The sequence below is a fragment of the Geothrix sp. 21YS21S-4 genome (genome assembly GCF_030845995.1).
In the GTDB taxonomy this organism is placed as follows: domain Bacteria; phylum Acidobacteriota; class Holophagae; order Holophagales; family Holophagaceae; genus Geothrix.
This window is the reverse complement of the sequence record NZ_CP132719.1, coordinates 176,245-192,875: the sequence shown is the minus strand read 5'-3', so window position 1 is coordinate 192,875 and position 16,631 is coordinate 176,245. Positions and strand designations below refer to the sequence as shown.

Here is a 16,631-nt window from a genome sequence, read left to right as displayed (position 1 = left end):
CGCCGAGCGCCCATGTATCGCCACCGCACCTCCCGCTACCGCGCCCTCCATCCCGGAGTCGGCCCTTCGCGCTGGCAGCGCCTCCAGCAGCGCAGCGGAATCCTGCTGCTGGCGCTGGCGGGGCTGGCCACTGCGCTGCTGCTCGCTTCCGCGCCGGGCTACTACCGGCTGGACCAGCTCAACAACGGGCGGCAGGCCTACATGGAAGCCCACTGGGTGGACTTCGAGGCCGTGGAGCGCCACTGGAAGAGCCTGCCGGTGCTCCAGACGGTGAAGCGCGGCGACGAGCCCGATGTCCGCCGGTTTTTGGCGGACCAGCCGCTGGTGACGGCCCTGCTGGACCGCTTCGAGGGCCGCCACCTGTGGATCCGCGAGGGAGATCGGCTGGTGAGCCCGCGCGATCCCGACCGGGCCCAGCGCTACCTAGGGTGGATGACCCACGCGGAGACGGCCCAGCGCTTCGAGTGGAATCCGTCGAAGGAGCAGGATCCCGAGTTCGGCAAGGTGGCCACGGTGGTGCTCCTTTCCGATCGCTGGCTGGTGCTCAAGCGGTGGCGGCCCGGGTCGCCCGAGGTGGAGCGGGAACTGAACATCGCCCTCGCCCCCAACCGCGCCCTCCGCATGGGGCTGGTGCGGGAAACGGACCTGGAGCGGGACAACCTCCGCCCCCAGGCCTGGGGCGCCGAGCCCAACCTCCAGGCCGATCCGCGCAGCATCGCCTACCTGCCGCTGGGCACCACCACCAAGACCAACGCCTTTGGCGACGGCTGGAACCTGGGCGGCGTCGGGTTCGACGCCCAGCAGCGGGACTTCCGCACGGCCCTGCGGCACCAGTACTGGACCGCCTGGGGCGTCGCCGCCCTGCTCGGCGCGGCCCTTCTCCTGGGCCTGTGGCTGCGGCATCGGACCCGCCGCAAGGCCGTCCTGGACGCGGACCGGATGGCCTCCATGACCCACAGCCTCAAGACGCCGCTGGCCATCCTCAAGTTCCGGTGCGATTCCCTCCGCCTGGGCCGCCTGAGCCCTGACCGCGCCGACGAGGAGCTGCTGAAGATCGGCGAGGAAGTGGACCACCTCACCACCCTCATCGAGACCGGCCTGCGGGTCATCCGGGGAGGCGGGGCGTCTGGGCCGCGGGGCCAGGCCACCCAGGCCTGGTTCGAGGAAGTGGCGGAGGACCTGCAACCGGCCTTCGACCTGGAGAATCGCCCGCTGGACCTGCACCTCGCCGCGGACGCCGGCCACGCGCCCCTGCCCTCCCTGCGCTCCGCCGTCTTCACCCTGGTGGAGAACGCCCTCGCCCACGGCAAAGGGCGGGTCACGCTGGAGACCTGGCGGGTCCGCCGCCGCCTGTGCATCCAGGTCACCGACGAGGGGGACGGGCTGGAGCCCCACCAGGTGAAAGCCTTGGGCCGCCCCTTCCAGCGCCTCCGAAACCGGGGCAAGGAGGGCTTCCTGCGCGAGGGCCAGGGCCTGGGGCTGAGCCTCCTGGTCCAGGTGGCCGGACAGGAGGGCTGGGGCCTCACTTTCGCCTCCGGCCCGGGCGAGGGTTTCAGCGCCCTCCTGGAGATTCCCGCCGCGTGAACCTCGGGGTCTTCAATCATCTTGTCTTCCCAAGAAAAGAGCGGGATCTTGAAATCACTGATCCTTGAGTGACGCCGTGACCCACATCCTCGTGGTAGAGGACGAACCCTCCCTCTGCCAGCTCCTCGTCAACAACCTGGGCTTTGAAGGCTATTCCGTGGAGGCGGTGGGGGACGGTCTGCCCGCCCTGGCGGCGCAGGCGGCGCATCCGGCCGACCTGATCGTCCTCGACCTGATGCTGCCCCAGCTCGACGGATTCGCGGTGCTTCGCGCCCTGCGGGAGCGCCGGGACGAGGTGCCGGTCCTGCTGCTCACCGCCCGCGGCGAGGAAGCGGATCGCGTGCAAGGCCTGAGCTTGGGCGCGGACGACTACCTGGTGAAGCCGTTCTCGGTGCTCGAACTGATGGCCCGCGTGAAGGCCATCCTCCGCCGTACGCGCCCCGTGGACCGCCCGCCCCTGCTGCGGTCCGGTCCCTTCCGCTTCGACCTGCCGCGGCTGGAGGCCCGGCGGGAGGAGCGCGCCCTGGACCTCACGCCCCGGGAATTCCGCCTGCTGGAGATCCTCATCACCCACGCGGGCCGCACGCACAGCCGGAAGGAACTGCTCCAGCTCGCGTGGGAGGCCGACGCGCGGCCCACCGCCCGCACCGTGGACGTCCACATCGCCAACCTCCGCCGCAAGCTGGGCGAGGACCAGGGCGCGTCGTGGATCGCCACCGTGGGCGGCGAGGGCTACCGCTGGGTCGCGCCCGTGGAGATCCAGCCCGTCTGAGTCGGGCAGAATGGGGCATGACGCCCTGGAACCCCCACAGCTGGCAGCGCTTCCCGGCCCAGCAGCAGCCGGCCTACGACGATCCCTCCGAGCTGGAGGCCGCCCTGGCGCGGCTCCGCCGGCTGCCACCCCTGGTGGTGCCCGAGGAGGTGGAGCGGCTGCGCGGCCTGCTGGCGGACGCCGCCTCGGGCCGGCGCTTCCTGCTCCAGGGCGGGGACTGCGCCGAGCAGTTCAAGGACTGCACGCCGGAAGCCATCGAGGGCAAGCTCCGCGTCCTGCTCCAGATGTCCGTGGTCCTCGCCCACGGCGGCCGCCGGCCCGTGGTGCGGATCGGGCGCATCGCCGGCCAGTTCGCCAAGCCCCGCAGCAAGCCCACGGAAACGGTCCAGGGACGGGAACTCCCCAGCTACCGCGGCGATCTGGTCAACGGGTTGGAGGCCAGCGAGGCCGCGCGGCGGGCGGATCCCGGCCGGCTGCTGGAGGCCTACTTCCACGCCTCGGCCACCCTCAACCACCTGCGCGCCCTCGCCGCGGGCGGGTTCGCGGACCTGCACCACCCCGAGCGCTGGGAGCTGCCCGGCGAAACGGGAAGCGTCCCCGCCTACCGCCGAACCCTCGACCAAGTGCGCGAATCCCTGGATTTCCTGGAGGCCCTGGGCGGCGTCCAGCGAGAGGCTCTGGAGCGCATCGACTTCTTCACCAGCCACGAAGCCCTGCTCCTGCCCTACGAAGAGGCCCTCACCCGCTGGGTGGGCGGGGCGTCCGCCTACTACAACCTGGGCGCCCACACCCTGTGGATCGGTGAGCGCACGCGGCAGTTGGACGGCGCCCACGTCGAGTACTTGCGCGGCATCCGCAACCCCCTCGGCGTGAAAGTCGGCCCCAGCGCCACGCCGGAACACCTCGCCGACCTGCTGGCGAAGCTCGACCCTGACCGCGAACCCGGCCGCCTCACGCTCATCACCCGCTTTGGCGCCGCGAAGATTCAGGAAGCCCTTCCGCCCCTGCTGAAGGCCGTCCAGGCCACCGGCCACCCCGTCCTGTGGAGCTGCGACCCCATGCACGGCAACGGCGTCAGCGTCCAGGTGGGGCTCAGCCCGGAGCAGGAGGCGGAGGGCCACCGCGCCAAAGGCGTGGCCCAAAGGGCCTCGCGCACGATGCGCGAGGTGAAGACCCGCGACTTCGGCGCCATCCTGTCCGAACTGCGCCAGGCCTTCGAGATCCACCGCGCCCACCGCTCCCACCTGGGCGGCGTCCACATCGAACTCACCGGCGAACCCGTCACCGAATGCACAGGCGGCAGCGAAAACCTCTCCGAAGCCGACCTCGCCAAAGCCTACGAAACGGGGTGCGATCCGAGGCTGAATGGAACGCAGAGTTTGGAGATGGCGTTTTTGATTGCGGAGATGATGCGGGGGTGAGCGCTGACGATCAGGTCGACGCTCTCGTCAGGCGATTTGGCGATGAAAAGCCAATAAACAACGACAGCGAACCAGTGAATGAGCCGCTGAGCCTGAATTGAAATCAAACAGCCATGAGTCAGAGAAAAGGAATGGACAGAGGTTTACCCATGAGGCGCAGAAGAAAAAGGTACGTCAGCAGTCCTGTCACCACTGGCACCGAGACAAGGATGAACACCCTATAGTCACGGCCGCCGCCTATGGTCGAGACGATGAATTGCTCGATGAGTTCCTTGGGGTCATCAAAAAAGAAAAGGTAGATCCCCACGGCGGATGCGATGGCGGCCAGAACGGAAATCACTGGAATCATGACTGTGGCCTAAATTTTGAAATGGGTGAGCCAATGTTTTACCATTCTCGCCCACTGCTTGATTCGACAAGAGGCTTTTTGCCGGGGCTTTGCGGAGATTGTCTCCAAAGCATCCAAAAATCACGACCTAAGCACAAGGAACACCACCGGCTTTCCATCCAACGAGCAGGGCGCAGTCAGGCTTGGGTTTGCTCCTAATGCACCGTGGGGTGAATCCCCTCTGCTCCCGCATTCAGCCCCAACACCTCGAATGGAGTGGCGATACAAATTTCCGCCCCAGGCAGCAGTTCCTGAAGTGGCTTGAATCGCGGCAAAGGCAGAAACCTCACTTCACCCGCCCGGAGAGCGGGGATGAGTTCCAGCCCTCTCCACGTACCCAAAGGCGCGGTGCGACGGATCGAACCCACCTTCAGTTCCAAGCTGCCCTCTGGCCAAGCGTCGATCATCCAGGCGCCCAGGACCGCGCCGCCGCCATCTTCCAGCGCCAAACAGAAGCCCCCAGGACTACCTCCGGCAAGACCGAGGGCCGCCAGGCTCGGTTGCGGAAGCTGGCTCAATTCGGCGCCCGGCCCGCGGACGACGAAACGGTCGAGGCTGCGGCCGTCGAAGCTCGTCAGGGCGGCGGGGCGGGGGAGGCAGGGCAGGAGGTGGATCTGATCTTCCTGGGGCGCCAAGCTGTCGGGCAAGGTGCCGCGGCGGTCCCATTTTTCGGCGTAGGCGGCGGCTTGGCGGGCGCGGGCGAGGGCGCGGGGTCCCCTTTCCAGGACGCGGCGCAGGCTGGGGGGCACGAGGGCCTCGGCCAGGCGGTCGGGGTCGCCCTCGCCCAGCTTTCGCAGACGGATGGCTTCGATCCGGTTGAGGTCGGCCACGCGGCCGGAGGCCAGGCGCGCCACGAGGGCGCGGCGCTCCCCGGGCCCTTCGGGCCAGACGGCGGTGCCGAGGAGCATCAGTCCTGGGCTTCCAGCCAGGCCCGGGTCGTGGGCGCGAGGGGCTTGGGCCGCTGGGTGGCGAAGTCCAGCATCACCTGGACGGTCTTCCCCTCGGCGAACAGGTCGCCGCCCAGGCCCTTGGTCAGGCGGTAGGTCAGTTCGAAGGAGCTGTTCCCCACCTTCGTGCAGTGCAGCTCCACCCGCACGTCGTCGCCGAGGAGGATGGGCATCCGGTAGTCCACTTCGGCCCGCGCGATGAGAAAGCCCTCCTCCTGGAACTTCCGCCCGCCGAGGAAGGCGCGCCACCACTGGAACCGCGCCTGCTCCATGAAGCTCACCACCACGGCGTTGTTCACGTGACCCATGGCATCCAGGTCGCTGAATCGCACTTCGATGGGATGGGAGAAGGGCATGCCGGGCCTCCGATCTCCCCACCATACCCCGATCGGGGCGTCCCTCCTTCGCGTAGCCTGTCCCCATGACGTCCGTCCGACCCGGCCCCTGGGATCCCGACCGCCGCTGGGCGGATCCGCTCATCACGTTCCTCGGCCTCGCGGCCCTGCTCGCGTCCCTGCTGGTCCTGCGGGGACGCCACCAGGTCCAGGCCGCGCCCCTGGACCATGCGAGCCTCCAGGGGCGGCTGGTAGAAATGGCCGTGGGAGGCGCCCAGGCGCTGGGAAAGACGCCGGTTCCCTGGCGGACCGCGGAAACCCAGGCCACCGAACCCTGGGATCAGGCGGTGCTGGCGGTCCTGATGGCCGAAGGCGGCGACCGGGAAAGCGCCCGGAGGCTGGCCCAGGTGCCGAAAGGAGCGATCGGGGATTGGTACCGGAGGGCCTTCGCCGCGGCCTACGACGGCGCGCCGCTGCCGGGGCGCGGGGTCCGGCAGGAGGTCCAGCGGCGCCTGGGGAACGGCTATGCCGCGAACCTGCTGGAGGCCCGCCTGGAGGATCGGGAGGGCTCCGGCGAGGCGCGGCGCACGGCAGCCCGGAAGGCCCTGCGCGCTCGGTTCGCGGGATTCGCGGCGCTGGGGTCGTTGCTGACGGTCCTCACGCTGGGAGGCGTCGCCGCCGGCATCCACCTGTGGGTCACCCGCAAGCGGCCGCCTCTCCGCCCCCTGCCCGCCTGGCACCTGTCGGAGCGGGCCGCGGCCCTGATCTTCCTCCTCTGGTTCCTCGCCTTCTTCGCCTCGGGAAACCTGGCGGTCCTCCTTCTGGCGCCGTGGCCCTCCCTCCGCTGGGTGGTCCTGCCCCTGGCCTCCCTCGCCCATGCCGTGGTCGGGATCGCCCTGCTGGCGCGGGCCGAAGGCGCGTCCTTCGGCGAGCTGTGGCGCCGGGTGGCGCCCGCGCCCACGGCCAAGGATCTTAGCTGGGGCGCGGCCGGGCTCGCCCTGGCGGTGGCCCTGGTGACGGCGGCGGCCCTCCTCGCGTCGCTGATCCTCCCGCCCGAGCAGAACCCCCAGCGGGAGTTGCAGGAACTGCTGCGGGGGCTGTCGGGCTGGGCGCCGACGCTCGCCATGTTCGCGGTGGTGGCGGGGCTGGCGCCGGTCTTCGAGGAGTTCTTCTTCCGGGGGTTCATCCTGCCCGTGGTGGCGCGGCGGGGCGGCCTGGGGCTCGCGCTGGTCGGATCGGCCCTCCTCTTCGCCGCCATCCACCTCCAGCCCGCGGGCCTGCCCGCGCTGGGGACCCTGGGCTTCGTCCTCGGCCTCGCCTTCTGGCGCACGGGCAGCCTGTGGCCCGCGATCCTGATCCACGCCTGCTGGAACGGGACCCTCTTTTGCGTGATGCGGGCGCTGGCCTGAGAACTCATACCAATTAGGTGATCAAGGCCCAAGATTTTCTTTTCACCACCAAGGCGCCAAGAAAAGCGCTATCCACTGCGGATGCGGTTCTCAGCGCCCTTGGTGCCTTGGTGGTGATCCTTAAATCTTTTGAATGCAAAGTGGCCTCAGCCCTTGAGGTTCAGCCGCGCCAAGGCCGGCGCAAGCCACCAGAAGAGCTGGAGCAGGATGAAGACCAGGGCGACCCACTTCAGGATGCGGAACCAGTCGGTGCGGGGCGGCGGAGGGGTCGCCTGAACCGGCGGGCGGGCGGCGAGGTAGGTCTCGACCGGATCCTCCGCGAGGGTGATCCGCGCGGGTTGGGCCTGGGTCTGCCGCGAAAAGCCCTGGGTGGTCTGGGTTCCGGCAACGGCCTCCTCGGCGCGGTCGGCCTCGGGAATGCGGAACCGGGCCGTGGACAGGCCGGGATTGCCGTCCTCCTCGTGGGCCAGGAGGGCGAACAGCCGCGCCCGCATGCTGGCGGGCCCCGGCAGGGCGTCGATCAGCTCCTCCATGAACTCCGGAAGGCTGGTGTGGCGGTCGTCGGGATCCGACGCGAGCGCGCGCTGGAACGCGGCGCCCAAGCGCGGCGGCATGTCCGGCGGAAGGGCCGGGGGCTCCTGCAGGATGTGCAGGATGATGGCCGTCAGGCCCTCGCCGGGATGGGGCAGTTGGCCGGTGAGCAGCTCGAAGGCGGTGGCGGCGAAGCTGTAGCGGTCGGAGGCGGGGGTGCCTTCGCCGCCCTTCAGCACTTCGGGAGGCGCGTAGGCCGGCGACCCCAGGAAATCCCCGCTGGCGGTGAGCCGCAGGGCCAGGGTCTGGGCCTGGGTCGTGGGGCCTTCCGTCAGCAGGAGCGGCTCGTCCAAAGGCGTCTCCGGCAGCACGCTCATGTGGCCCAGGGACCGCGCGATTCCGAAGTCCATCAGCTTGGCCCGGCCCTCCTCGCTGAGCAGGATGTTGTCGGGCTTGACGTCCCGGTGGACGATGGCCCGGCGATGGGCGGCGCGGAGGGCGCGCATGGCCTGGATCAGGACGCGGGCGCTGGCCTCGGAATCCAGGTCCCGGTCCTTGATGTGCCGCCCCAGGCTCTTGCCTTCGACGTATTCCATGGCCAGGAAGGGGCCGAGATCCTCCTCCACGCCCACGTCGAACACGGTCACCAGGTTGGGGTGATTCAGCTGGGCGCTGATCTCCGCTTCCCGCCGGAACCGGAGCATGGCCTGCTGCCGGGCGGTCCCGCCGACCCGCACCACCTTGATGGCGACCCGCCGCTTGAGGAGAGGATCCTCCGCCAGGTAGACGGTCCCCATCCCCCCCTGGCCAATGGGCCGGAGGATCTGGTACCGACCGATGGTTCGTGGATCCGCCATGGAACGGCCATTCTAACCGCGGGATCTCTTCTCCAAGGCGGGGTAGAATGGAGGTTTGGACCCCTGGAGTTCCCATGGCCGCCCTTCTCGAAGCCATTGCCATCAAGCGGAAGATGTTCTTCGAGCACGAGGACACGCCCTTCCACTGCCTGGACGTGGACATCTCCACCCCCACCGCCCGCGGCGGCCAGACGCTGGTGCGCATCAAGATGCGGAACCTGCTCACCCGCGCCGTCTTCGACAAGACCTTCAAGGCCGGCGACAAGTTCAAGGAGCCAGACCTCGTCCTCAGCCCCGCCAGCTACCTCTACAGCGACGGGGAAGGCTCCCACTTCATGGACCAGGAGACCTACGAGACCCACGCACTGGGGCCGGACCTCCTGGGCGACGCCCTGGACTACCTGACCGAAGGGCTGATCGTCCAGATCCAGAAGTTCAACGGGAACCCCATCGGCCTCCAGCTCCCCGGCCACGTGGAACTGGCGGTCACCTACACGGAGCCCGGCGCCCGCGGGGACACGGCCAGCGGCAACGTCACCAAGCCCGCGCGCCTGGAGACCGGCATCGAGATCAAGGTCCCCCTCTTCATCAAAGAGGGCGAGAAGGTGAAGATCAGTACCGAGACCGGCGAGTTCGCGGGCCGGGCATGACGGCCGCCGCGTGAGCCGCAAGTTCCGCCTCGGCCAGAGCCGGGAGGCCCAGGATCTGGACCACCGCGAATCCTATTCCGGCGAGCGGGCGGCGGACAGCAAGCGGCGCCAGCGGCAGGCCGAGCGCCTGGAGACGGGGATCGAATCCCACGACGCCGAGGCGCTGCTGCGCCTGCCCGACCCCGGGCCCTGGATGCACCTGCCCGAGGCCACGCTGGTCCAGCGGTACAGCCAGTGGGTGGACCTGGAAGTGGGAAGCGGCGCCCTGCTCCGCGCCACCCTCGGGGGCAAGCTCAAGGGTGTCCGCCTGGTCTGCGGCGACCGGGTTCGTTACTCCCCGACGCCCGTGGAGGCCGCGGATCCCCGGCTTCCCCAGGCCCAGGTGGTGGCCGTCATGCCCCGCCGGACCCTGCTCAAGCGGGGCGGGAGCGATGACCGGGAGCCCTGGCAGCTCATCTGCGCCAACGCCCACGAGCTGTGGATCTGCGCGGCGGTGGTGGATCCGCCCCTCCGGCCCGGCCTGCTGGAGCGGGCCCAGGTGCTCGCCCTGGCCGCGGGCCTGGGCTTCCGGGTGATCGTCACCAAGCGGGACCGCGCCTCCAAGCAGGACACGCTGCCGGAACTCGACGCGCTCCGAGGCCAGGACACCCCCATCCACGAGACCTCGGCCCTGAAGGGGGAGGGCGTGGACGCGCTGCGGGTGCTGCTGCAGGACCGGGTGGTGGTCCTCGTGGGCCACAGCGGCGTAGGAAAGAGCACCCTCGTGAACGCCCTCCATCCCGACGTGGATCTCCGCACCGGCGGGCTGACCCGGTTCGGCACCGGCAAGCAGACCACCACCGCGGCCCGCTGGTTCCCCCTTGCCTCCGGCGGAACGCTGGTGGACACGCCCGGGATCCGCACCCTCAGCGTCCGGGGCTTCGATCGCGGCCTTTTGGAGCGGGTGTTTCCCGAATTTTCATCCAAAGTCCTGGAGGATCCCCTCGCCTTCAACCCCGAGGACGAGGCGGTGCTGGAGGAACTGGATCTGGATTATCCCGAGCGCCTCCAGAGCCTCCAGCGGCTGTGGCAGGAGATGGAAGACCGCAACCCCAACCAGAACGTCTGGCGCTAGGCGGCGGCTGTGACCCCCATTACATCCCCAGAACCCAAGCGCGGCGCGGATTGCCACCATCCGGCGGCCCAGGGACACTCGTAGGGATGCCCGCTTCGGATCTCGCCCCCGAGCCTCCGTTCGCCTTCGTGCGGGCGCACGCGGGCGTTCTGACGGGAATGGCGCTCCTCCTGGGGGGGAACATCCTGCTGCCGCTGATGGAGGGGCAGCGCTGGGCCTGGATCCTGGACTACGTCGGGGTCTTCGTCCTGTCCCTGTGGACCGCGGTCCTGGCGTGGCGCCGCGCCCACCGGGAAGGGCCCTCCTCCTTCCGGCTGCTGGGCCTGGGCGTCGCCCTGGGCGGCCTCCACTACGCGCCGACCCTTCTGCACCTTCCCTACGCCGGCTTCCTGGGTCCCGCCATCTCCATCCTGGGGCTGCTCACCCTGGGCCTCGGCTTCCTGCTGTGGCCGCAGCGGACCCGGATGCCCCGGGACCGGACGCGCACCATCCTCGACGGGGTGGCCCTGGGCCTGTCGCTCTTCCTGGCCGCGTGGGTGGGCATGGGTTCCATGAACGACGTGGGCCGCGTGCCGCGGGGCATGATGCTGGTCTACACGCTCCAGGTCAGCGCCTGCCTGGGCGTGCTGGCGCTGTGGCTCCTTCAGGAGACGCGCCTGGGGCTGCCCAAGCAGATCCACGCCAAGCGGTTCGTGCGGCTCGCCCTCCTCACCCTCCTGGCCCACAGCATCCTGGCGGTCGTCCTCCGTACCACGGGCCTCTACGCCCCCGGCTACCTGGGCCATGCGGCGGAAGTGCTCCACCAGGTGGCGACGGTCCTGCTGGCCCTGGCGGCCCTCAGTCCCGCCGCGGCCCCGCCGTCCGACCCGGCGCCCGCCCTTTCCTCGCCCCTGCGGGCGCTCATTCCTTCCGGCATTTCGCTGGGCGTGCTGTTCCTCGCCGCGTTCCAGCTGTTCCAGCCCCACGTCGAGCCCGAGCGCACCCTGATGGCCCTCAGCGTCGGACTGGTGGGCATCATGGTGCTCCGGCACGGGCTGCTGATCCTCGACCTGGAGCGGCTGTCCGCGGAACTGGAGGCCCGGGTCCAGGCGCGCACGCGCAAGCTGGAGGCCCACCACAACGAAGCCATGAGCGATCTCCGGATGCGGATGATGGCGGGCCTGGCGGCGGGACTCGCCCACGACCTGAACAACATCCTGGGCATCGTGCGCCTGCGGGTGAACCTGCTGGCGGACAAGGCCGTTCCCTCCCAACAGGGGGACCTGAAGGTCCTGTGCGAAGTCACCGACCGGGCGTCGGTCATGACACGGCGGATCCTCGCCTCCAGCCGGGTACAGGAACTGGCGCCCACGCCCTTCGACTTCACGGCCTGGATCGAAGCCCACAACGCCCTGTTCCAGGCGCTCCTCCGCCCCGGCCAGCGCCAGACGGTGGAGGTGGCGCCGGACCTGCACCTGTTCGCCGATCCCCAGTCCCTGGAGCAGGTCTTCCAGAACCTGGTGACCAACGCCCGCGATGCCATGGGCCCCGAGGGCACCCTCACCATCCGCGCCCAGCCCGGATCGGGAACGGTGAGGCTGGAGATCCGGGACGACGGCCCCGGCATCCCCGCCGAGCACAAGACGCGGATGTTCGAGCCGTTCTTCACCACCAAGCCCAACGGCACCGGCCTCGGCCTCGCCACCGTCCGCAACCTCGTGATCCAGAACCGCGGCACCATCCGGATCGAGAGCCAATCGGGCCAGGGCACTGCGTTCCACATCGAGCTTCCGGCTCCGGAACGGCTGCTGGCCTGATCATGCAGGACCGGATGCAGAGCGATTCGCGGATCCTGGGGCTGGCCTACGGCGCCGTCTTCGGCACGCTCTTTCCCCTGTTCCACGTCCTGGCCCGCACCTTCAGCCGCCGGGAGCAGGGCCACGAGATCGCCGACCTGGTGGCGGGCGCCTTCCTCGCCCTGCGGCCCAAGTACCTCGACGCGATCCTCGGGAACACCGCCCGGGTGCTGGGGCTTCGTCCCACCCATCCGGCGGTAGAGCGCACGGCCCGCGACATGGTGCGCCAGCACGCCCGGGCCTGGGTGGATTTCTTCTTCTACGGGCAGCGCCCGCCCGAAGAGGCCCTCGCCCAGTTCGCGGAGCTGGAGGGCCTAGCTCGCCTGGACGGAGCCGTCGCCCAAGGGAAGGGCGTCATCCTGCTCACGGCCCATGCGGGCAATTTCGAGTTGGGCGGCACGCTGCTCCGCAGCCGGAACCAGAAGATCCACGCGGTCTACAAGCCCGATCGCTTCGAGGCCGTGGAGCGCCTGCGCGAGCGGATGCGCGCCCAGGGCGGCGTGGCGGGCGTCCCGGTGGACGGCGTGGGATTCTCCACCCTTCCCCTCATCAAGCTGCTCCGCGAAGGCGCGCTGGTGGGGATGCAGGGGGACCGCGACTTCAGCCGGAACGGCCTTCCCATCCCCTTCTTCGGGCGGGAGGCCCGCTTTCCCCGGGGTCCCTGGGAACTGGCGGCCATGACCGGCGCGCCCATCGTCACCACCTTCTTCTTCGCGGACGAGCGGGGGCGCTTCCACGCGCGGTTCGGCGAGCCCATCCACATCCGCGGGGGACGCGGAGAACGGATGGCCGAGATCGAAGCCGGAATGCGCGCCTACGTGGCCGACCTGGAGGCCCTGATCCGGCGGCATCCGAGCCAGTGGTACTGCTTCTACCCCTTCTGGGACGACCCGCTGGAGGCCTGACCCGGGCCGTGTCGCCCGTCATAGGGGTTTAGACTTAAGCTTTTCGGCAGCCGGGATTCCCCGGTCCCCACAGGAGTCTTTCCCATGCGTGCCATTCTCACCATGTCTCTCGTGGCCGCGGCCACGCTGGCTTGCAACAACAAGAGCGGCGCGCCCGTGGTGGCCGCCCCCACCCAGGGCCAGAGCGCCCCGGCGGCGGGCCCGGTGATCGCCGGCAAGCTGCTGGAGCGCATCGAGGCCTCGCCGTACAGCTACCTGAAGCTCCAGACGCCCCAGGGCGAGATCTGGGCGGCCGTTCCCGAGACCAAGCTCGAGAAGGGCGCCGACGTCACCATCGCGAATCCCATGCTGATGCGGGACTTCGAGTCCAAGACCATGAAGCGGACCTTCGCCGAGATCTACTTCGGCACCCTCGCCCCCGCGGGCGGAGCCCCGGCGGCCGCGCCCGCCCCCATGGCCGGTGGGATGGACGCCGCCCCCGCGGGCATGGGCAACGCCAACCCCCACGGCCAGGCGGGCCAGACCGCGCCCGTGGAAGTGGGCAAGGTGGAGAAGGCCGCCGGCGCCGACGCGCGCACCGTGGCCGAGCTGTGGGCCCAGAAGACGGGCCTCAAGGAGAAGACCGTCACCGTGCGCGGCAAGGTCGTGAAGTACAACGCCGGTGTGATGGGCCGCAACTGGATCCACCTCCAGGACGGCACCGGCGACGCCGCCAAGGGCACCCACGACATCACCTTCACCTCCGCCGACCAGGTGGCCAAGGGCGACACCGTCACCCTCCGCGGCACCCTCCGCCTGGACAAGGATTTCGGCGCGGGCTACACCTACGCGGCCATCGTCGAGGACGCGAAGGTGGTGAAGAAGTAGTTCTTCTTCCTCAGGCTTTCAGCGGACGGGCGTCTTCGGACGCCCGTCCTCGCGTAGGGGCCAGATTGATCTTGAGCACCTCGAAGTTGGCGCTCAGGTCGAAATCCCTCGGCATGATGTAGCTCGGATGGCGCGCGATCACGGACCGGGCGCGCTCCCCTTCTCCCTGGCTCACCAACGGATGGACGGGGAAGCCCACCTGGTAGAAGGCCCGGGCGATGAGGGCCGAGCAGATGACCTCGCGGCTGGTGGAGCTGCCCAGGTACAGAGGCCGCCGCCGCCACCGGGCCGGCAGCAGGTTGAAGGGCGTGAGGTAGCGCCCCAGGTCGAAGATGTTGCGCTGGTCGTAGCGCAGCCCCAGGTGGCGCAGCATCTCCGCCACCACCTGTTCCAGGTCCTCCGTGGCCAGCCCCGTGGGCCGGCAGACGCGGAGGTTGTAGTCCCCGTACCACGCCACGGGCTTGGCCTGGACGCCATCCGCCATGTCGCTCTCCAGCAGGAGGTGGAAGGCTTCCGGCCCGAACCGCTCCAGCGCCTCGTCGGCGTGGGGGCCGCCCCAGCGGAGCAGGGCGTCGCCGATGTACATCCCGGCGTGGCTCCACGAGCTCTGGGTGAGCATCATGATCATCCGGCTGATGCGGGACATGCCCTCCACCAGCACCACGTCGCCGGGCCGCAGCTCGGCCCGCAGGTGGTCCAGGTCGTTGGGCACCCGCCGCTGGTAGGTGGGGAGCTCGGCGGTGAGGTAGCGCACCAGGGCGCGGGTGAGGGCGTCGTGGAGGAACATGGTCCCTCCCGTGCCTCAGACCGCCGCGGGGACGGCGGCCAGGTCCCGCGCCAGGGCGGCCACGGGGCGGACGCCCTGCGGCGGCTGGATCGCCTTCTGGTAGCGCCGCAGCTCGCCGTCGTGGTTGACGATAAAGTCGCTCTCCTCCACGTAGCTCGCGATCGGCAGCCAGGCCGTGGCCGATCGGCCCAGGTCCGAGGGCGTCACTTCGAGCGCCAGGCTGAAGGAGGCCGCCTGGAGGATGCGGCCGAGCAGCTCCGTCTCCTTCGCGCTGGTGAAGGCCGCGTCGTGCAGCAGGACCACGGCTTTGACCTCGCCGGCCTGGACCTTGCCCAGCAGCTCCTCCAGCGCCCCGAAGCGGAATCCGCGCTCGGTGAAGCCGCGGCGGTTCAGGATGCCGTCGGCGCTGGTCTGGTACTTCGGCAGGACCACGGGAATGGTGCGGTCCCCGCTGCCGTAGCGGAGCTCGGGGGAGGCGGCGACGTCGCCCAGGCGCTGGGCGGCGTCGCATCCGAACGTTCCCTGCCCGATGACGGCGACGGAACCGGCGGCCTGCAGCGCGGCCCGCACGTCGTCGAAGGAGGTCGGCGCGCCCTTCAGCATCGGCAGGGGCGCGGCGTCGGCGCGGTTGTAGTGGCCGTAGGCGTAGCGCTCCTCGTCGCTGATGAAGTGCGTGGTCTCCTTGCCTTCCAGGGGCCGCGGACGGAGGCGGTAGACCCGGTTGCCCTCGTGGTCGATCCAGATGGGGCTGCCCAGGGCCGAATGGCGGCTGATGGACGGCGTGCTCTTGAGGTACCAGACCCGCTTGCGGAAGCGGAAGTCGCGGCTGGTGAGGGCGCCCACGGGGCACAGGTCCACCACGTTCCCCGCGTAGGGGTTCTGGTCCAGGGTCTTCCCGGTGTAGGTGGTGACTTCCAGCCCGGCGCCGCGCTGGGCGACGATCAGCTCGCCGCCGCCGCTGATCTCGCGGGTGAAGCGGACGCAGCGGGTGCAGTGGATGCAGCGGTTCTTGTCGATGACGATCTTGGCGCCCAGGTCCTCGTAGCGGTAGCGGCGCTTCACCTCGGCCATGCGCGAGTCGCCGCTGCCGTAGTCGTAGGAGTAGTCCTGGAGCTTGCACTCGCCCGCCTGGTCGCAGATGGGGCAGTCCAGCGGGTGGTTGATGAGCAGGAACTCCATCACCCCGGCCCGCGCGTCGGCCACCGCCGGCGAGTTGGTGAGGACCTCCATCACGACCGCGTCGGGGTTGTCCTTGGGCGCGGGCGGAACCGGCGTGGTGCAGCTGGTGGCGAGCTTGGGCTGGCCCTTGATCTCCACGAGGCACATGCGGCAGGTCGCCACGGGCGTCAGCGCCGGGTGGTAGCAGTAGTGCGGAATGTCGATGCCGACGGTGCGACAGGCGTCCAGCACCAAGGTGCCGGGAGCCACGCTCAGTTCAACATCGTTGATCTTGATCGTCGGCATGGGCCCACTCCAGGGCTTCCAGGATGGGGCTTGACGACCGGCAGGTAAAGGAGGCGGGGCTCAGCGCACCCCGACCGCGCCGACCATGCAGCGGCGGCAGAAATCCAGGAAATCCTCCAGATCCGGGATGTCGAGGTTCACTGTGGCGGGGATCACATTCGGGATGACCACCCGCTTCCGCAGCTCGCCCGTGGCCTCCAGCGAGAACACGAACCAGGCCTGGCGATCCTTCTCCGAGGACAATCCCAGGCTCACCACCTTGGTCTCGAAGAACAGGTCCGGCGCCCCTCCGCCCTCCACCGTGTGCCAGTCGGGAATGTGCCCCCGTTTGACGAAGGCTTCCTTCAGCTGCTCCACGGTGTGCTGGACGGTGAACTGAACTTCGACCTGGGTTTCCATGGGGTCCTCCTTTCGCCTCCTTTTCGGCCCCCGTCCCGGGAACCCAAGCCTGGGTTCGGAACCCTTCCGAATGGGCCTCAGGGCGGGTTTTCAAAGTGGATGTGAGCCGCGACGTCGCCCAGCCGCGCCCATGGCAAGGCAGGGGCCGAAAGGCGATGCGGGACATCGTTCGAGGCCCCTAACGCAGTCAGGGGTGCGGCTGGGCGACGTCCCGTCGGGCAAGGGGCGACACCCGGCGCGATCCTGCGTCAAGCCCCTCGGCGATAGTGCCCCTATCGCCTTCGTCGCTTTCCTTGCCTCGCTTGGGTGGCGCCCCTTGCGCGGCCGCACTCCACTTTGAAAACCCGCCCTAACCATGGGAAAATC

Annotated in this window: 16 protein-coding genes; 9 read left to right on the top strand and 7 right to left on the bottom strand. The window is 69.6% G+C overall.

All coding sequences use genetic code 11. From position 1 onward, the window contains the following. Window positions 1–12: 12 nt before the first annotated feature. The 3 genes from RAH39_RS00865 (at window position 13) to RAH39_RS00855 (ending at window position 3,777) form a co-directional block, all read left to right on the top strand. Window positions 13–1,584 (top strand): sensor histidine kinase, encoded by a 1,572-nt coding sequence (locus RAH39_RS00865; RefSeq protein ID WP_306590913.1) that lies wholly within the window; start codon window positions 13–15, stop codon window positions 1,582–1,584. Window positions 1,585–1,660: 76 nt separating this feature from the next. After that, on the top strand, window positions 1,661–2,356 hold the full coding sequence (locus RAH39_RS00860; protein ID WP_306590912.1) for a response regulator transcription factor: 696 nt from the start codon (window positions 1,661–1,663) through the stop codon (window positions 2,354–2,356). 17 nt (window positions 2,357–2,373) lie between these two features. Then, window positions 2,374–3,777, top strand: coding sequence for a 3-deoxy-7-phosphoheptulonate synthase class II (locus RAH39_RS00855; protein WP_306590911.1), 1,404 nt, complete (start codon window positions 2,374–2,376; stop codon window positions 3,775–3,777). 118 nt (window positions 3,778–3,895) lie between these two features. On the opposite strand, the gene RAH39_RS00850 is transcribed toward RAH39_RS00855, so the two are convergent. From RAH39_RS00850 to RAH39_RS00840, 3 genes are all read right to left on the bottom strand, one after another. Further along, window positions 3,896–4,126: a hypothetical protein gene (locus tag RAH39_RS00850; RefSeq protein WP_306590910.1), complete on the bottom strand. Its 231-nt coding sequence runs from the start codon at window positions 4,124–4,126 to the stop codon at window positions 3,896–3,898. 194 nt (window positions 4,127–4,320) lie between these two features. Next, complete coding sequence (locus RAH39_RS00845; RefSeq protein ID WP_306590909.1) at window positions 4,321–5,073, bottom strand: hypothetical protein; 753 nt, start codon at window positions 5,071–5,073, stop codon at window positions 4,321–4,323. Next, window positions 5,073–5,468, bottom strand: coding sequence for an acyl-CoA thioesterase (locus tag RAH39_RS00840; protein ID WP_306590908.1), 396 nt, complete (start codon window positions 5,466–5,468; stop codon window positions 5,073–5,075). Before RAH39_RS00840 ends, RAH39_RS00845 begins: the two co-directional genes overlap by 1 nt. 65 nt (window positions 5,469–5,533) lie before the next feature. Between RAH39_RS00840 and RAH39_RS00835 the strand changes: the two genes are divergently transcribed. Beyond that, entirely contained in the window at window positions 5,534–6,856 is a 1,323-nt protein-coding gene (locus RAH39_RS00835) for a CPBP family intramembrane glutamic endopeptidase (protein ID WP_306590907.1), read from the top strand. 146 nt (window positions 6,857–7,002) lie between these two features. On the opposite strand, the gene RAH39_RS00830 is transcribed toward RAH39_RS00835, so the two are convergent. Beyond that, on the bottom strand, window positions 7,003–8,244 hold the full coding sequence (locus RAH39_RS00830; RefSeq protein ID WP_306590906.1) for a serine/threonine-protein kinase: 1,242 nt from the start codon (window positions 8,242–8,244) through the stop codon (window positions 7,003–7,005). A 74-nt stretch (window positions 8,245–8,318) separates the two neighbouring features. Here RAH39_RS00830 and efp point away from each other — a divergent pair, with 74 nt between their 5' ends. The 5 genes from efp to RAH39_RS00805 all read left to right on the top strand — a co-directional run bounded on the left by efp (window position 8,319) and on the right by RAH39_RS00805 (window position 13,615). Then, window positions 8,319–8,894 carry an elongation factor P gene (gene efp / locus RAH39_RS00825; RefSeq protein WP_306590905.1) on the top strand — a complete coding sequence of 192 codons (576 nt, stop codon included), beginning with the start codon at window positions 8,319–8,321 and terminating at the stop codon, window positions 8,892–8,894. A gap of 10 nt (window positions 8,895–8,904) precedes the next feature. Beyond that, window positions 8,905–10,008 (top strand): ribosome small subunit-dependent GTPase A, encoded by a 1,104-nt coding sequence (rsgA, locus tag RAH39_RS00820; RefSeq protein WP_306590904.1) that lies wholly within the window; start codon window positions 8,905–8,907, stop codon window positions 10,006–10,008. Window positions 10,009–10,094: 86 nt separating this feature from the next. Continuing rightward, complete coding sequence (locus RAH39_RS00815; protein WP_306590903.1) at window positions 10,095–11,804, top strand: sensor histidine kinase; 1,710 nt, start codon at window positions 10,095–10,097, stop codon at window positions 11,802–11,804. Between the two features lie 14 nt (window positions 11,805–11,818). Beyond that, entirely contained in the window at window positions 11,819–12,748 is a 930-nt protein-coding gene (locus tag RAH39_RS00810; protein WP_306590902.1) for a lysophospholipid acyltransferase family protein, read from the top strand. Between the two features lie 84 nt (window positions 12,749–12,832). Next, window positions 12,833–13,615: a hypothetical protein gene (locus RAH39_RS00805; RefSeq protein WP_306590901.1), complete on the top strand. Its 783-nt coding sequence runs from the start codon at window positions 12,833–12,835 to the stop codon at window positions 13,613–13,615. Between the two features lie 10 nt (window positions 13,616–13,625). Here RAH39_RS00805 and RAH39_RS00800 read toward each other — a convergent pair whose 3' ends face one another. From RAH39_RS00800 to RAH39_RS00790, 3 genes are read right to left on the bottom strand one after another with little or no spacing between them, the layout of a single operon-like run. Next, on the bottom strand, window positions 13,626–14,402 hold the full coding sequence (locus RAH39_RS00800) for a C40 family peptidase (protein WP_306590900.1): 777 nt from the start codon (window positions 14,400–14,402) through the stop codon (window positions 13,626–13,628). Between the two features lie 15 nt (window positions 14,403–14,417). Next, window positions 14,418–15,866, bottom strand: coding sequence for an NADH-quinone oxidoreductase subunit G (locus RAH39_RS00795; protein ID WP_306590899.1), 1,449 nt, complete (start codon window positions 15,864–15,866; stop codon window positions 14,418–14,420). A 60-nt stretch (window positions 15,867–15,926) separates the two neighbouring features. Beyond that, window positions 15,927–16,265 carry a hypothetical protein gene (locus RAH39_RS00790; protein ID WP_306590898.1) on the bottom strand — a complete coding sequence of 113 codons (339 nt, stop codon included), beginning with the start codon at window positions 16,263–16,265 and terminating at the stop codon, window positions 15,927–15,929. Window positions 16,266–16,631 lie beyond the last annotated feature (366 nt).

Bases quoted from the DNA above. Each gene is read 5' to 3' on its own strand.
- RAH39_RS00865 (WP_306590913.1), top strand. From the start codon at position 13: ATGTATCGCCACCGCACCTCCCGCTACCGCGCCCTCCATCCCGGAGTC.
- RAH39_RS00855 (WP_306590911.1), top strand. From the start codon at position 2,374: ATGACGCCCTGGAACCCCCACAGCTGGCAGCGCTTCCCGGCCCAGCAG.
- RAH39_RS00850 (WP_306590910.1), bottom strand. From the start codon at position 4,126: ATGATTCCAGTGATTTCCGTTCTGGCCGCCATCGCATCCGCCGTGGGG.
- RAH39_RS00845 (WP_306590909.1), bottom strand. From the start codon at position 5,073: ATGCTCCTCGGCACCGCCGTCTGGCCCGAAGGGCCCGGGGAGCGCCGC.
- RAH39_RS00840 (WP_306590908.1), bottom strand. From the start codon at position 5,468: ATGCCCTTCTCCCATCCCATCGAAGTGCGATTCAGCGACCTGGATGCC.
- RAH39_RS00835 (WP_306590907.1), top strand. From the start codon at position 5,534: ATGACGTCCGTCCGACCCGGCCCCTGGGATCCCGACCGCCGCTGGGCG.
- RAH39_RS00830 (WP_306590906.1), bottom strand. From the start codon at position 8,244: ATGGCGGATCCACGAACCATCGGTCGGTACCAGATCCTCCGGCCCATT.
- efp (WP_306590905.1), top strand. From the start codon at position 8,319: ATGGCCGCCCTTCTCGAAGCCATTGCCATCAAGCGGAAGATGTTCTTC.
- RAH39_RS00815 (WP_306590903.1), top strand. From the start codon at position 10,095: ATGCCCGCTTCGGATCTCGCCCCCGAGCCTCCGTTCGCCTTCGTGCGG.
- RAH39_RS00810 (WP_306590902.1), top strand. From the start codon at position 11,819: ATGCAGAGCGATTCGCGGATCCTGGGGCTGGCCTACGGCGCCGTCTTC.
- RAH39_RS00805 (WP_306590901.1), top strand. From the start codon at position 12,833: ATGCGTGCCATTCTCACCATGTCTCTCGTGGCCGCGGCCACGCTGGCT.
- RAH39_RS00800 (WP_306590900.1), bottom strand. From the start codon at position 14,402: ATGTTCCTCCACGACGCCCTCACCCGCGCCCTGGTGCGCTACCTCACC.
- RAH39_RS00795 (WP_306590899.1), bottom strand. From the start codon at position 15,866: ATGCCGACGATCAAGATCAACGATGTTGAACTGAGCGTGGCTCCCGGC.
- RAH39_RS00790 (WP_306590898.1), bottom strand. From the start codon at position 16,265: ATGGAAACCCAGGTCGAAGTTCAGTTCACCGTCCAGCACACCGTGGAG.